The 16,770-nt window shown below is 27.7% G+C and carries 12 protein-coding genes and 1 other RNA gene; 3 read left to right on the forward strand and 10 right to left on the reverse strand.

The features are described from left to right. Nucleotides 1-13: 13 nt before the first annotated feature. The 6 genes from VC03_RS04480 to lepB form a co-directional block, all read right to left on the reverse strand. Entirely contained in the window at nt 14-727 is a 714-nt protein-coding gene (locus tag VC03_RS04480) for a MetQ/NlpA family ABC transporter substrate-binding protein (protein ID WP_046329303.1), read from the reverse strand. A gap of 5 nt (nt 728-732) precedes the next feature. Continuing rightward, nucleotides 733-1,374 (reverse strand): methionine ABC transporter permease, encoded by a 642-nt coding sequence (locus tag VC03_RS04485; protein ID WP_046328854.1) that lies wholly within the window; start codon nt 1,372-1,374, stop codon nt 733-735. Further along, nucleotides 1,367-2,089: a methionine ABC transporter ATP-binding protein gene (locus tag VC03_RS04490; RefSeq protein WP_046328855.1), complete on the reverse strand. Its 723-nt coding sequence runs from the start codon at nt 2,087-2,089 to the stop codon at nt 1,367-1,369. The genes VC03_RS04485 and VC03_RS04490 overlap by 8 nt, the downstream gene beginning before the upstream one ends. A gap of 241 nt (nt 2,090-2,330) precedes the next feature. After that, a complete protein-coding gene (locus tag VC03_RS04495; RefSeq protein WP_046328856.1) occupies nt 2,331-5,003 on the reverse strand; it encodes an autotransporter domain-containing protein in 2,673 nt (890 codons plus the stop codon). Beyond that, entirely contained in the window at nt 5,004-5,360 is a 357-nt protein-coding gene (locus VC03_RS04500; RefSeq protein WP_046328857.1) for a GNAT family N-acetyltransferase, read from the reverse strand. Beyond that, entirely contained in the window at nt 5,350-6,615 is a 1,266-nt protein-coding gene (gene lepB / locus VC03_RS06600; protein ID WP_052727703.1) for a signal peptidase I, read from the reverse strand. Before lepB ends, VC03_RS04500 begins: the two co-directional genes overlap by 11 nt. Nucleotides 6,616-6,691: 76 nt before the next feature. On the opposite strand from lepB, the gene ffs reads away from it, so the two are divergent. From ffs to VC03_RS04515, 3 genes are all read left to right on the forward strand, one after another. Beyond that, an RNA gene (gene ffs / locus VC03_RS06705) (signal recognition particle sRNA large type) lies at nt 6,692-6,954 on the forward strand. A 25-nt stretch (nt 6,955-6,979) separates the two neighbouring features. Continuing rightward, nucleotides 6,980-8,128: a cation diffusion facilitator family transporter gene (locus VC03_RS04510; RefSeq protein WP_046328858.1), complete on the forward strand. Its 1,149-nt coding sequence runs from the start codon at nt 6,980-6,982 to the stop codon at nt 8,126-8,128. An 11-nt stretch (nt 8,129-8,139) separates the two neighbouring features. Further along, nucleotides 8,140-10,287 (forward strand): peptidase U32 family protein, encoded by a 2,148-nt coding sequence (locus VC03_RS04515; RefSeq protein WP_046328859.1) that lies wholly within the window; start codon nt 8,140-8,142, stop codon nt 10,285-10,287. Here VC03_RS04515 and VC03_RS04520 read toward each other — a convergent pair. From VC03_RS04520 to VC03_RS04535, 4 genes are all read right to left on the reverse strand, one after another. Further along, a complete protein-coding gene (locus tag VC03_RS04520) occupies nt 10,260-11,492 on the reverse strand; it encodes a helix-turn-helix domain-containing protein (RefSeq protein WP_046328860.1) in 1,233 nt (410 codons plus the stop codon). The two genes, VC03_RS04515 and VC03_RS04520, sit on opposite strands and share 28 nt — an antisense overlap. Nucleotides 11,493-11,553: 61 nt before the next feature. Then, nucleotides 11,554-13,059 carry a carbon starvation CstA family protein gene (locus VC03_RS04525; protein ID WP_046328861.1) on the reverse strand — a complete coding sequence of 502 codons (1,506 nt, stop codon included), beginning with the start codon at nt 13,057-13,059 and terminating at the stop codon, nt 11,554-11,556. Between the two features lie 200 nt (nt 13,060-13,259). Beyond that, complete coding sequence (locus tag VC03_RS04530) at nt 13,260-14,981, reverse strand: ABC transporter ATP-binding protein (RefSeq protein WP_046328862.1); 1,722 nt, start codon at nt 14,979-14,981, stop codon at nt 13,260-13,262. After that, a complete protein-coding gene (locus VC03_RS04535) occupies nt 14,965-16,719 on the reverse strand; it encodes an ABC transporter ATP-binding protein (RefSeq protein ID WP_046328863.1) in 1,755 nt (584 codons plus the stop codon). Before VC03_RS04535 ends, VC03_RS04530 begins: the two co-directional genes overlap by 17 nt. Nucleotides 16,720-16,770 lie beyond the last annotated feature (51 nt).

Raw genomic sequence — 16,770 nt, forward strand, 5'->3', positions numbered from 1 at the left:
ACACTTTGCTTCATTAAAATGCAGGTATTATTAAACCATTATATTTTTCTTCTATGAACTTTTTAACTTTTTCTGAACGTAATGCTTTCATTAATTTCTTTATCTTTTCGTCATTTTCTCTACCCTTTAATACTGTTACTATATTAGCATATGGTGAATCTTTGCTTTCAACTAATATTGCTTTATCTTGAGGTATTTTGCTTGAAATAGCAAAGTTAGTATTAATAACTGCACCATCAACTTCTTTTAATCTTGGACCTATTTGTTCAGCATTTAATGGTGTAATATCTAAGTCCTTTAAATCTTTTAATAATGTTAAAGCTCTTGCCTTATTTGTTGGATCATTAGGTATTAATATCTTAGCGTGTTTTGGTAATTGTTTAACATCTGTATATTTATCTGAATAAAGTTTTAATGGTTCTAAGTGTACTGCTCCAACACTTACTAAATCAATATTATTTTTCTTTCCAAATTCAATCATGTATGGTATATGTTGGAAGAAGTTAGCATCTAAGCTCTTATCTTTTAAACCTAAATTAGGTTGAACATAATCATTAAATACAACTATTTTTAAGTCTATTCCTTCCTTTTTCAAATCATCTTTTACTGCTTCAACTATCTCTTTATGTGGAACTGGTGAAACCCCTATTACTAATGTATTGTTTTTCTTCCCTGAACATGACACTAATGTTAGTGTTAATAAAATAAATAATAAAATCTTTTTAATCATAATTATCTCCCTCTTCTTTCTTCTACTGTTTTTGCAATTTTTGTCCCTAAATATTGTATTATTTGTACCAGTAATATGATTATCACTGTTGATAGATACATTGTTTTTTGATCTGCTCTTTGATATCCTTCTATGACTGCCATATTACCTAATCCTCCACCACCAATTACACCAGCAATTGCTGTGTATGATACAAGTGAAATTAATGTTAGTGTTAGACCGTTAATAATAGCTGGCAATGCTTCAGGTATTAATATTTTAAATATTATTTGACAAGGTGTTGCACCTATTGAAAGTCCCATTTCAATTAGCCCCTTATCTACATCATTTATTGCATTTTCTATTATTCTTGCAACAAATGGTACACTAGCTATAGAAAGTGGTATTAAAAATGCTGTAGTTCCATATGATCTTCCTACTAATAGTCTTGATAATGGTATTAATAGGACTATTAGTATTACAAATGGTATTGATCTTGTAATATTAACTAATAGTACATCTAGTATTCTATGATATATTCTATTTTCGCATAAACCACCTTTTCTTGTAGTTATTAATGATATTCCTAATGGTATACCTAGTAAACAAGATATTACCATTGAGACTAATAACATGTATATTGTTTCTAAAGTTGCATCAATCATTTTTTATACCTCCTATCAACTTCTTTGTGAATTCATTTTCTGGATTAGTAAATATTACATCCGTTTGTCCTTTTTCAATTATGTGCCCCTCCTTTATAACAGCTATTTTATTGCATATTTTTTTAATAACTTCCATTTGGTGTGTAATTACAACTATTGTAATTCCGAATTTTTTATTTATTCTTTGTAATAATTCTAATATATTATTTGCTGTTAAGGGGTCTAGTGCTGATGTTGCTTCATCTGATAAAATTATCTTGGGATTAGTAATTAATGCCCTTGCAATAGCTACTCTTTGTTTTTGACCTCCAGACAACTTCTTTATATACTCATCTTTTTTATCATACAATTCAACTAATTCTAGAACTCTTTCTATTTTTTGCTTATCGACATTACCAACTAATTCTAGAGGTAACTTGACATTTTCATAAACAGTTCTTGATTCTAATAAATTAAAGTTTTGAAAAACCATAGATATTTCTTTTCTAAATTTTCTTAAATCTTTAACACTTAAATCTTTAACAACCTTACCATCTACCGTTAATTCCCCACTATCTATATCTTCTAATCGATTTATAGTTCTAATTAATGTGGATTTACCTGCTCCCGATAAGCCGACTATTCCAAATATGTCACCTTTCTCTATTTTTAGCGATATATCTTTTAAAACCTCAACATCTCCATATTTTTTACTTACATTTTTAAACTCTATCATGGTTACCTCCTAAAAAAAAATCAGACACAATTGTGTGCCTGATTCATCAATCAATAATCATACCTCTTTAATGATTGGCACACGCAAACTAGCTTGTACCAAATCAAATTTAGTTACAAGCTACCTACACATGTACATCATCATTAAAGTTAAAGCATAATTATTCATATATATTTTCCTCCGTTTTTTTCATTTATGTTGTCATTATACAACAATAAAAAAAATATTGCAAGTACTTTTTTTAAAAAATATATGATAAAGTTATAGAAGTCCCTATTTTACTTGCACTATTGATACTCAAACTAGAAGCTAAAGTAAAATTATTATTCATCATATATCTAATCATACCTTTATATTCAAAGATATTTTTATTTGGATTTTTACCCACTAATTTAAAGTCTGTATTAGCCATTCTTGCGTTTAGTTGTATATCTTCGCTTAAATTTCTTGTATACCCTATACGATTTATGAATGTAAGCTTATTATTCTTATACACAAGATTTAAACTAGGACTTAAATACCAACTATTTATCGTATTATTCCTTAATTCTAGTAATATCCCTTGCATTAGTGTATCTGTTGCACTTTCTTTTACATGTCCTATGCTTGTATTCATATACCTAAGTGCTAATGAGGGGATAATAGACAAGTTTTCTGTTAACCCTAACACATATCCTGCTTTTAAGTCTAAGTTAAAAGTATTAGTATTAAACTTTGAATTTATTTCAACACTTCCATCATTAATATATCTTGTAGCCTTATTTTTACTCTTACTATACCCTAAATTAGATAATAGATATATATTTTTGTATGTATAATCTCCTGTTAAATTTACACTAATTGCATCATTTTGTATATTATTCTTATTCTTCTCAAAAAAATTGTAATTCGAGTTATGCATACCAAGTGAAAGTCCCATATTAAAATCTTTAAACACTTTCTTTTTAATACCTATTGTGGCACCACTTACTCTTCTATTAAACAAGGTATACTTCTTACCATCATTTAAATTAAATGAATTATATGTATTAAAAAATACACTATTAGGCATTACATTCTCATATTCACTAATATTATTATTAATTATTTCATTTTGTATATCAATATTTTCGCTAATAAAGCTTGAGTAATTGTCTGTAAATATTCTCTCCAGTGCATAAGCTTCTGTGTCATTTCTTACATTTCTAAGTACTTCTGTATCCTTATACTCATCAAAAAACTTCTTTGTATTCATGTTATATGATGGTATATCTTTTAATTCTCCATCACTTAGATCTTTTAATTTCACTTTTTTATCTTTAATTTGATATACAGTATCACTGACTTTTTCTACTCTTAAGAAAGTATTTTTAAGGCTATTTTCATCCATTTCTAATTTTTTGTTACCCGTTATCTTAGGTAAGTCTTGTTTCCCATCGTTTTGTACTACTAATTCTCCTTTTTGTACATAACTATTTGTTTGTATATCATCACTAATTATTGTCTTAGAATTAGCACTTGCATAGTAATTATTTACCTTTAGTTTCTTTCGTACCTCTAATACAGATTTATCATTTAAGACATCATTAGAAATATTTACATCTTTTTTATCTATTAGTAACTTTGATCCATTTAATATCTCATATTTAGACTTACTATCATTTTGTAAATTAAGTACTCCATCTAAAATTTGTGTTTTTGAAGTGTAGTTCTGTTTACCAGTTAATATTAGAGTTCCTTTACCATCTTTTCTAAAATTAGCTGGGTTATAGTAATTGTGTTCTGAATTAAGTATGCCTGGTATTCTATAGTTATATTTTCCTACCTTTACATATTCATCCGCCTTATTTTTTTCTTTTAACCCACCTTCTATATCATTAGACCATGTATATGTTCCACTTGGTATATTAACGTACATATAGTAATTACCATACTCATCTTTTATCTTGTCTTTAGTGGAGTTATAGTATTTTTCTTCTTCAACTAAACCTAGATTAAATGCTCCAGGACCTTTTAATGCTTTTTCAAAATCAACATCGCCCCACCCATATTTATTATCTAGACTACCATTATTTTTTGCTGTAGTTAATATTACTTGCTTAATTTGATTATACCTTAAAAAAGGATAACGTTTCTTTATTTCATAAGCTAGTCTTGTAACTCTAGGTGCTGAAAAACTAGAACCTGTCTTGCCAGATATATTACCATCTTCAAACACAACAAAAGACCTTAAAAGCATGGCTTTATAGTTAGTATTAATATCTTTTCTACTCTTATTACCCACATAAATTATGTTGTTTCTAACTTCTTTTTGTGTTTCGCTATCTAATACTTGGTATATTGCTTGTAAATATGCACTAGTCCACTGATTTTCACCGCTATTACCTAGTGATTTTATACGTAACTGATTATTCTCACTACTCTTAACAGATATATATGGTTTATTCTTACTAAGTAAGCTTTTAGGATTGTGCTCTGATTCAGGATTTAAATAATCACCTAAATATAGATTACTTCCTCTTCTTATACCATGTGATATATTAATTATCCCATTATACTCACCTTCACTATGGTGAAATTGTATATCATCGTTATTTATTCCATTTTTACCATTACTCAAAAATGAATCTAGCACTAATTTAGCATGAGTTTCATTTAAACTATCATACTTCCAAAAATCTCTTCTTAGCTTATCATTTAGCTGAGATACTATTAACCTTATATTCTTATTATCTTTACCTTCTATCTCAAAAAAATGAACTTCATTTTTTTCTTTCTTTTCTTTTCTTTCTTCTATTTTTCTTTCTTCTATTACTCGTTCTACTCTTTTAGGGGCATAACTAATATCTAAACTGCTAGTCCTCGCTACACCACCACCTGCACCAGAACATGATAATATATTTATTGCTAATATTAAATAACCTATTTTCTTCATCTATCTCCTCATTATTATTGCATCATCTGTATTATAGTAATTTTTTCTTAAAGATATTTGTTTAAATCCCATTTTTTTGTATAAACTTATCGCAGGTAGATTTTTAATATTGACTTCTAGCATAATAGGTTTAGTATCAGGTAGCATATTTAATAGCTTTTTAGCTAGTCCCTTGCCTCTATACTTTTTTTCTACTGCTATTTCAAATATTTCGTATACATCTATACTATCTATTAGTATCAAGTATGCTCTATTGTCTAATAAGTATGTTATATATCCTAACGATTCAAAGAATTTTTCATCATATTTTTTTGAAAAACTCTCATTATGTATTTTAGCTATACTTTTAAAATTCATCTCGTATAAATCCTATTCTATTTAATGGCATCCATCTTAAGAATAATCTTCCTTTTATTCTACTCTTCTTTACATATCCAAAGTATCTTGAATCTTCACTATTATCTGTATTATCACCCATAGCCATGTAGTAGTCATCCTTTAAAATTACACTATTACCTTCTAATAAGCTTTCAAATACTTTCTTATTGTATTTAAAGTCTAGTATAGGTAGCATTATTTGTTCGTGTCCTTTAGCTTGCATTACAAATGTATATCTTCTTTGTAAGCTTGTATCTTCTAAATGATTATATAGCCCTACTAATTTTCTGTAATCTTGACCCTTACATTTTTCTAAAAATTCTTGAGGTGTTAATACATTTATACTCATTGTACTTCTATCAAATTCTAATACCTTTATAATTACTACTTCATCACCTTTTTTAGGTATGTATATTTCTTTTAAACCTAACATTTGATAAAGTGAGTCTCTACCTGTATTATACTTTCTATCACTAATTGGAGTACCATTACTATATATCTTATCATTTTCTATTTTAAATACTGTACCTTCTACACCAGTTATTCTCTTAGTATACATAACTTGATTATTCAATGGTTCTTCAAAAGAGATAATATCATTTAACTTAGGCTTTGTGAATTTGTAGATTATATTATTTGAAAATATTCTATCCTTAGCTAAAATTGTAGGTTCCATTGATTGTGTTGGAATTACATAGTTTCCTAAATAGTGTAATTGTAGTACTGCTATTATGAATATTAAGAATATTCCATTAACTAAAACTCTAAAACTTTCTTTTAACTTTTCTTTTTCAAGTATTATAGACACTAGTATTAATGGTAGTGACACAGCCATACTAAGTTTAAACATATTATCATATATTCCAAATATATTTGTACCTGCTAATAGCATTATTAGGTTCAATATTACCAAATATTCTTTTTTTCTATTAGCTATTAGTAGTATAGCGTTTGCTACTACTGTTACATAAATACCTATTTGTCTTAAAGGTAAAATATCACTTTTTGTCTTATCAACAAAAAATACAAATATACCTATAACGACAAAACAAGTTAAAATATTAATACCTAACACTATATTTTTATTTATCACTTTTTTTATTTCTATCTTACTCGATATCTTATCTGATATATCCTTTAAAATTGTATTTAATTTCTTTTCATTTAGCAGGAATAACAAAAGTATTAAACCTGTTATAACATAGAATAAAACCCATAAAATCTTATCTAACATCTCTTCTCCTTTCATTTCTACTTATTATATCATATCTTGTTGATTTTTTCGATAAATAATGTTATTATTTATCTAGTCATACAAACTGGGGAGCTAGCGGTGCCCTGAATCCACAATCCGCTTTAGTGGAAGTCATATTAAATTTGAGGGAGACTTAGGTATTACGCCATATATTAAGGTGTTGAGAGTGTAGTCTTATTTGGTAGAAATTAGGCGAATTATGTCAGGTTGGGAACGAAGCAGCATTAAGTCTAGATTTCTAGGTTTATAAGGTAGCTATTACTTGAGCTAAGATATGTGAAACGGGTGTTTGGGTTGTTTCGATTATTTAATGTATGACCTTTTTTGTTTAAATGGAGGATTTATGAATTTTTTTAATGAAAATGATACCATATACCTTTTAGAGAATAATGAGAAAATTTGTTATGCTAAATTAGATAAGAATAATATAGCTTCTTTTTATGTTAAACCTAATATGAGATATATTAGCTATGGGAAGTCTTTACTTTTACACTGTGTAGAGGTCGTAAAGCTAAGAGGATATAGCGAACTATATGTAGATACTAATGATATAGGTTTTTCAAATCTTTTAGAAAAAGAAGGCTTTATACTTGAAAATGGTAGGTATGTTTACAAGGACTTAGATAAAACATTAAACAAACAAAAAAGTGTATTTAATGTTAGTCTATTTTCTTTTCTACTAAACCTATTTTTATCTATAGCAAAACTATTTGTCGGTATTACATTTAATATCTCATGTATTATAGCTGACGGTATTAACTCTAGTTCTGACTGTATTACAAATTTTCTAGTTGTAGTTGGTAGCAAAATTTCAAATTCTGAAGAAAACGAAAAATATCCATTCGGGTATGGTAAGATTGAATCTATCTTCAGCTTATTAATCGGATTTATCATGGTAGTATCTTCGGTTGTAGCGATAATAGACTCAATTGATAATATTAATAAGAAAATATATTATGATAATAGATATATAGTTTACTTTTTTACTGTGTTATTCATATTCTTAAAGGTTATACAATACCTTTATGTTAGATATACGGCTATAAAATACGATAACCTCTTACTTAAAACTCTAATTAAGGACTATTTGTCTGATATACTCTTATCAACTTTTGTCCTAATTGGTACAATTTTAAGTATAAGCATATCAAAAAATATAGATATCGTCTTATCTACTCTAATTAATCTATACATAGTCTATCAAGGAGCAGTTATTGTAGTACAAAATACAAAATCTCTTTTAGATGCACAGAATAGAGGCTTACTAGATAAAGTAAAATCTATCCTATACCAAGACTCTAATATACATTACATTCATGATATATATATGCTAAGTTCAAATCATAATATATATATTTATGCTGATGTTAGAGTAGATGGAAACTTAACAGTTACTGTATCACATGAATTAGTAGAAAAAATTAGTCTTAAAGTTAGAAAAGAAATACCTAAGATTAAAAGAGTTACTTTACATGTAGAACCAATATATTAAAGAAGGTGAAAATGAATATAATAGGACCTGCTGGAAATTATGAAAAATTAGAAGCAGCAATCAAAGCTGGTGCAGATGAAGTTTACTTTGGGCTTAAAGGTTTTGGAGCTAGAAGAAATAATGATAATCTTGGCTTTCAAGAACTATTAGATGCTATAGACTACGCACATCTTCATGGTGTTAAATGTCTTTTAACATTAAATACTGTAATGAAAGACATTGAATTAAAAAGTGTCATAAAAAACTTTATGCCCATATATGAACATGGTATAGATGCCGTTATAGTCCAAGACTTAGGACTAATATCTATACTTCGTGAAAATTTTAAAGACCTTACAATACATGGTAGTACACAAATGACTGTATCAAATCATGTAGAAGCAAATTTTCTAAAGTCTATAGGTCTATCACGTGTTGTTTTAGCAAGAGAGTTGTCTTTTGAAGAAATTAAACAAATCAGAGAAAATACAGATATAGAGCTTGAAGTATTTGTTTCAGGTGCAATGTGCATATCTTATTCTGGTAATTGCTATGTAAGTAGCTTTATAGGTGGAAGAAGTGGAAATCGTGGTATGTGTGCATATACTTGCCGTAAAGCTTTTAAACAAGATGATGGAAAATTATGCTACACACTATCTCCAAATGATCAACTACTAGAATATGAGGAAATAAAGAAATTAGAAAGTATAGGTATAAATGCTATTAAGGTTGAAGGACGTAAGAAAAATGAAAATTACGTTTATGAAACTGTTAGCTACTACCGTGATGTATTAAATGGTATTAATAGAAAGTCTGAAAGTTACAAGCTATTTAATAGAGGTTATTCAAAAGGATACTTTTATCTAGATAACAAATTAATGAATACAAAGTATTCATCAAATTTTGGATACTTAATTGGGGTTAATAAGAATAATAATATACATCTTTATGATGAACTTGAAAATGGTGATGGAATACAATTTGTAAATTCACACTTTAAAACTCTTGATGGAGTATTTGTTAATAAGATTCTATGTAAGGGTAAAAAGGTCAAAAAAGCCTTTTCTGGTGATGTTATTACCCTTGATATGCCTAAAGATACTGCCTTTATTTACAAAAACTATAGTAAAGCTTTAAATGATGAAATAAAGAATAGAATAACAACTAAAAAGAGATATATAGGTATTGATATTAGTCTATATGCAAAAAAAGATGATAATATACGTTTAGTGTTTAAGTATAAGTCATTTAGCATAGAAGTTTTAGGCCCTGTAATATCAGAACTTAGTAAAAACAAAATCACAAATGAGGTTATAGAAAGTAAGGTATCTGAATTAGGTGACACACCTTTTATTGCTAAAAGCATTAACGTTATTTATGATGGCACTTCCTTTATACCTTTTAGTGAATTAAAGAAGCTTAAAAGAACTGCTACTGACTTACTTAAAGAAAAAATACTTGATTCATATAGAAAAGAGCCTGTAGTTGTTAATTTCAAAACTTATCCTAAAGAAAATGCTAAAAAGAAATATATTCTTTCTGCACTAGTTTCAACAAAAGAACAAGAAAAAGCTTGCATTGATTTTGGGATAACTAAAATTTATCATTCTGGTTTTGATATATCAAAAGAAATGAATCTTAACAAAAAAGAAATTAAAAATGTAGGTAATCTTGCATATAACTTTCAACAAATACAATTAGGTGAAAAAGAAAATATATTACAGTCTACAAACTGGAACTTAAATATTTTTAATAATTACAGCTTAGACTTTATGAAAAGATTTAAGAATATAGACACCGTATTCTTATCACCTGAATTAAGCTACAAGCAACTAAGACACCTTACATCAACTAGCCTAAAAAAAGGACTTGTTATATACGGACATCTAAAAAGTATGTATATAGAGCATGACTTAATGAATAAAAACTATATGCAAATACAGGGTGAATTCTTTGATAGATATATTTTAAAACGTAATAGTTTAAATAATGTAGAGTTATACTTATATAAGCCTATGAATCTTATACCTAAATTAGATTTAATAGAAGAACTAGGACTAGATGAGTTAAGACTTGACTTTACTTTTGAAACTTATGATGAAGTAATTAAAATATTAAAAAGTATAAAAAAAAGGGAAGGAAAATACAATCCTTACGCCTTCAATATGGGAGTTTCATGATTTTTGACTCCCATTTTTTTAAATTCTGTTGGTGTTATTTGCTTATACTTAATAAAGTTATTATTAAATGTCTTGACGTTATTATATCCTACCTTAAAGCAAATATCTATTATACTATCATCAGTTGTTTTTAATAGCTCACAAGACTTATTAATCCTTGTATAGTTTAAAAATGAACTGAAGTTTCTATCTACATAGAGTAATAATAACTTATTAATCTTAACTTCATTAATACCAAACTTTTTAGCTGCCATATATATGTCAATTTGATCTTTATAGTTTTTCTTTACGAAGTTTATAATCTCAAAGGCAAGATGTTTATCCTCTTCAGATGAGGTTATAAATGACGCTCTATATAGCTGTCTATATACTGCTGGTGTCATATTTTTTTTCATATTCCAAACTTTTGTAATATGTGAACCATCTACAAATCCTGCAATCTGTGCAATTTCATCTAAGTTTAAATTAGTATAAAGTAAAAGCTCCTCTGTCTTTTGTAATCTTATCTTATACAACAACTCATTGAAAGTTAAACTTGAAAATGCTTCTATATATTTTCTAACTGTTGATTCACTCATGAAAAAGATTGTTGCTAATTTCATTATTGTCAACTTTTCAGATGAATGTGCATAAATGTATTTTATTATTGTTTGTCCCATAGAAAACTCTGATTTTTGTTCTGCATCTGCTACATTTCTTGAAATTTCTATTAACAATTCTATTATTTTTAATAGAACAGATAATTTAGTGAACTTATCCTCATTATACTCTGATAACTCAAGTATATTCTCATCACCCATTTCATTACGTATATCTAGCATTAATTTTACTATGCCCTTGGCTGATTTAGAATCAAAACTAATTTTTTCATTTTTATCTATAGCCTCAAATAGACTAGTATTTGCGTTAATAAGACTATTTAATATACTTGTTAAATGTAGTCTACTATATGAAAGTATGATATAGTTTATGGGCTTTTTTATTTCATATATTTCTAGCACCGTCCAAGGTGTTACATTTATCAATGTATCTTTTTTTACTTTATACTCATTTTTATTTATCTTAACTTTTGCATCTCCACTAAGTATAAGTATCATTTTATCTGTTGTATACAAAAAACCTTTTGCTTCCTCTAATACTTTAATTTGTATACTAACACTTTTTTTCATATCATACTTTGATGTAGTATCTATTTCATTTAACATTAACCACTCCTTTATAAGAAAACAATTAGGACAAGCCGTTTATAACTTGCCCTAAATATTATTAATCTTCTATATATGAATTTTCTCTTTCACATCTTGCTTTTGATTTGAAGAATACAACTATAGCTATTATTGCAACTATTGCTGCTATTATAAAGCTTATTAATGAACCTTGTGCTGTTATATTCTTATTTGCGTCTACAAAGAATCTACCAAATCCTTCTGGAGCTATTATTATATATGATATACATACTAATGTCATAAATATAGCTGGTATAAGTGTGATTAAGTAATTCTTCTTACGTTTCATCAACCATGTAGATGCTGACCATAATCCTATCATAGCTAATGTTTGGTTAGACCATGCGAAATATCTCCATATTATATTAAAGTCTACTTGAGATAATATTCCACCAACTATGAATAATGGTATAGCTATCATATATCTGTGTTTTATTGATTTTTGATCTAGATGTAACATATCAGCGATTGATAATCTTGCACCTCTAAATGCTGTATCCCCTGAAGTTATAGGAGCTGCTACAACACCTAAAACTGCTAGAACTGAACCAACACTACCTAAAGTTATCTTTGCAACCTTATTAACTACTACTGGTGCTTTACCTGCTGCTGCAAGTCCTGTTAAGTGTGCAGCGATTGTGTGATCAGTACCACCAAATAATGTAATAGCTGCTGCTGCCCAAATTACTGCTACAATTCCTTCACCTATCATTGCTGCATAGAAGACTTTACGTCCATCTGCTTCTGTTTTTATACATCTTGCAATTATTGGTGATTGTGTTGCGTGGAATCCACTTATTGCCCCACAAGCTATTGAAATAAATAGGAATGGGAATAATGTAAATTTAGAATTATAATTTATTTTATTTGCCAATTCTGTAATTTCTGGTGTGTAGTATTTTCCAGTAACATTCATATATATTAATGAAATTGAAATACCAACTGCCATAAAGAATAATGCTAAACCAAATAATGGATATAGTCTTCCTATTAATTTATCAACTGGTAAAATTGTTGCAAGTATATAATATACAAATATTACTACTATAAATATGTTATATACATTAGCGTTCATCTTACCACAAACTAATGTTGTTAAAATTTGTGCTGGTGAAGTTAAAAATACGACACCTACTAATACTAGTAATATTATTGAGAATATTCTCATAACTTGTCTTGCAAATTCTCCCAAATTATTACCAACTATTTCCCCAACTGTAGCACCTTTCATTCTTACTGATAACATACCACTAAAGAAATCGTGTACTGCTCCAGCGAATATACATCCTAATACTATCCATACAAATGCCATAGGACCAAACATAACCCCTGCTATTGCACCGAATATTGGTCCTGTACCAACTACGTTTAAAAATTGAATAAATAATGATTTAAATGTTGATAATGGAACGTAGTCAACACCATCTGGTTGAGCTATTGCTGGTGTTGGTCTACTATTATCTGAACCAAATACTTTGTCTACATATTTTCCATAGAAGACATAACCTAGTATAAGGATTACTAATGATAAAATAAATGTATACATAACTCCTCCTAAGTTTATATAATATTTACATTCTAATTATATTATGATTTTTCTATTATGCAAATAAACTTAATTACAAATTTAACTTACGATTTTTCTATCATTTCTTTTTTATTCCCTAAAATTTTTTTATCGCTTAAGACTATTATTACAATATTTTTGCTTATTTTATACATTTTTAATATATGTTAAAAATCATCTTAATACAAAAAATCTTCTGTCATTTTTGTTTTATCTATCAATTTTTTATAAACCTTGGATTTTTCTAAAAGTTCTTTATGAGTTCCAACACTTTCTACCTTACCCTTATCAATAACTACAATATTATCTACATTTTCTATAGATTTCATTCTATGTGAAATGATAATAACTGTCTTATTCTTTATTAACTTATTAAGACTTTCTTGAATCTTATTCTCATTATCCACATCAAGATTTGCAGCAATTTCATCTAGAATAAGTATGGGTGCATCTTTTAAAAATGCTCTTGCAATAGATAATCTTTGTCTTTGACCACCTGATAATTCTAATCCATTTTCACCTATTATAGTTTCATAACCATTAGGAAGTTTTTCTATAAATTCACTACAATTAGCTAGTTTTGCTGCTAATTTTACCTCATCTTCTGTTGCATTTTGTCTTCCTATACGTATATTTTCCATAATACTTGAGTTAAATAGGGTGACATCTTGAAAGACTACAGAAATTTTTTCAAATAATGACTTTGTTGATATATTCTGTATATCTTTACCATCTATTAAAATTTTTCCACTATTATAATCATAAAGTCTTGATATTAGTCTTAAAATACTAGTTTTACCACTACCAGATTCTCCTACAATAGCTGTTACTTCTCCTTGATTAGCTCTAAAACTTACACCTTTTAATACTTCGGTATCTTTATCATATGAAAAATGTACATCCTTTAATTCTATATCATATTTTCTAAGTTCTGTATCAACACCTTTTTGTAGCTTTTGTGTCATTATTTCCTTTATTCTATTAACCGCTGGTGTGATATAATAAACTTCCATAAGGCCTTCTTTTGAAGAATCTAATACATCTTTAATTTTTATTGCACATAATAGATAAGAAACAAGGTAAACAACATTAATTTCTCCTTTAATAATTAAGCTTATACCCACAAGTATGACAATAGCTATACCTACAAAACTAAATATTTGTGAGATTGCAATTATTAACATCATATTGAATTCAGATTTTGTTTTTACTTTTTCTCCTTCTTCCATATTACTATAAAGTATATTTTTCATCTTTTCTACAATATTAAAGCTCTTTATTTCCAATTGCATTTCAATATTTTCTTGAAAGCTTTCTGAATTTCTTCTCAAAGCATCAAAGTTTTTTTGGTCTAATAAAATTTGATACTTTTTTAATAATGGCATGAAGATACAGCTAAATATTGTTGGAATTATTACAGCTAAACCCATCTTCGCATTACCAATCAAAAGTAAAATTGAAATTATTGGGAAAAACATTAACATAGCATATAGCTTTGGTATTGAGTGACTTATAGCGTGTTCTATAGTACTAATATCTGACATTATAGTCTGTGATATATCAGATAGATTATTTCTAGAAAAATATGATAGTGGCAATTCTGATAATTGCTCTGCTATTCCTATTCTTAAATTTGCACATTCACTATAAGTTGTGTTATATAATTTTTCATACTCAAGATTAAGAAAAATACCTAATAGAACAAGTGATACTATGGCAAATATTACATAAAAACTCTTTGTTTCAACTACACCTTCTAGTATTTCTCTTGCAAAAATCATAAGTACTATTGCAGGCAACATATTAATTAGATATATAATAAATGAGAGTATAGTAGCTTTTACTAAATTATTAGCTCCATCTTCTGTAAGAGCAAATTTTTCCCTATAATACTTCTTCATGTTCTACCCTCCATTCATTTGCACTATTAAACTTTTCTTGTAACTTCTTGTATTTTGTATCCTTTGACATTAAATCTTTGTCACTACCTCTTTCAATAATTTGCCCATTTTCAACTACTAATATTTCATCTACATTTCTAATACTTGTTAATCTATGAGCTATCATTATGACAGTCTTACCTTTTATTAGATTCTTTAAGGCTCTTTGTAGTTCATATTCATTTTCTGGATCTATTGAAGCTGATGCTTCGTCTAGGATAATAATATTTGAATTTTTTAAAATTGCACGTGCTATAGCTATTCTTTGTTTTTCACCACCAGAAAGATAAACTCCCTTTGAACCTATTATTGTATTTTCTCTATCTTTAAATTTTTCTAGTATAGAATCACAACCAGCTAAATGTAGAGCATTCATAGCTTCTTCTCTACTAGCACCATTTTTTGCAAGTAAAACATTTTCTATTATACTGATTTTAAACAATTTTGCATCTTGGAATACAAAAGATATTGCATCTATAATGCTTTTTTTAGTGTATTGTTCTATAGATTTTCCACCTATCTTTATACTTCCATTATCTACTCTGTAAAAGCCTGAAATAAGTTTGGCTATCGTTGTTTTACCTGAACCTGAACTTCCAACTAGGGCGTAATATTTACCACTTTCTAGCTTAAATGATAAGTCTTTTAATACCATCTTTTTATCATATGAGAAAGTTACATCGCTAAACTCTATATCATAATTTTCAAATTTTTCTAGACTGCCATGTTCCATTTGATCTTTTTGCATACTTTCATACAATTTTTCTAAACTATCAACTGCATAATTAGCTTGAAAAATATACATTGAAAACCACATTATTCTCATAAACGATACAAAGATAACACCACTTAAAAATGTAATCATTATTAAATCTACTAAAAGTACTTTTAAATTACCAAGAATTGGTAACATTAAGACTATAGGTATAATTAAAATTGATACAAAACCAAAAAATATCCATTGATACAAAACATATGCTTTTTTGCAAGAATTTGAATATTCATAAGCATATTTAGAGTAGTCTTTAATAGACTTATACAAGTTTTTAAATGACTTAACTTTCATACCAAATATCTTAATGACTTGCATACCTCTAACATATTCTACACATTCAGCACTTAATTTTTCTAATGATTTTTGATATATTTCAATAAACTTTGATTCGCCCATCATAGATGCTAGTATTCCACCACAAATTACTATTAATAGGACTAAAATGATACCTACTCTAATACCTACTACAAAACTTAAAACTATAGTTAATATTGGGATAATAAATGCTTGTGAACTATCTGGTATCATATGAGCTACAGCTTGATGCGTTTGTGACGCATTATCATCTAATATCTTTCTAACCTTTCCAGAAGGATTTAAATCAAAAAATCTAAAACTAGACTTACTAAGACCTTCTATACCTTTTTTTCTCAAATTAGTTTCTAACCTAAAACCTACTAAATGAGAAAAAGCTCCCGATACAATATACGATAATGCCCCAAGTACCAAAAAGATAACTGTCCTTATAGCTAAATATTCTGAATTTTCTAACTTGTTTTGTATTATTAGTTCATATAGAAATCTATAAATGTAGTAATATGCAAGAACTGTTAGAAAAGCAGACACTACAGAAAAAAATATTGCAAGAAGTATAAAATACTTTTTTTCTTTGATATATGAAAAAAGCTTTCTATAAACAAACATACGCTCCTCCTTTATGATATAAATAGACTGAAATTTACTTTCTTGTGCTTT

This window comes from Sneathia vaginalis (assembly GCF_000973085.1).
GTDB lineage: Bacteria > Fusobacteriota > Fusobacteriia > Fusobacteriales > Leptotrichiaceae > Sneathia > Sneathia vaginalis.